The organism is Tritonibacter sp. SIMBA_163, assembly GCF_046535935.1.
Lineage (GTDB): Bacteria > Pseudomonadota > Alphaproteobacteria > Rhodobacterales > Rhodobacteraceae > Epibacterium > Epibacterium scottomollicae.
This window is the reverse complement of sequence record NZ_JAWJBP010001129.1, coordinates 1-243: the sequence shown is the minus strand read 5'-3', so window position 1 is coordinate 243 and position 243 is coordinate 1. Positions and strand designations below refer to the sequence as shown.

The 243-nt window shown below is 47.3% G+C and carries 1 protein-coding gene; it reads right to left on the bottom strand.

Annotated features, from left to right (window positions below):
* On the bottom strand, positions 1-243 hold a 243-nt coding region (locus R0J92_RS25855), incomplete at both ends, for an SDR family oxidoreductase (RefSeq protein WP_411053792.1).

Here is a 243-nt window from a genome sequence, read left to right as displayed (position 1 = left end):
AAATGTCTGCTTGGGTTTGCTGTAATAGTTCTGAAAGGAGATAAGAGCCGACAAATCCGGTTGCACCCGTGAGAAAGATTCCTGAGGGCGAGTCGGTTTGCTCTAAATCAGGGGGGATAGAATATTGAATCTCTGGATCGAGTTTGGCTTCGGCTTTGAGATCCAACACTTGGGAGTGAACTGTTGTTGAAGCAGAGGTAAGAGTATCAGGTTTGAGGACTGCGATCGCGCTGGCAAATGTAG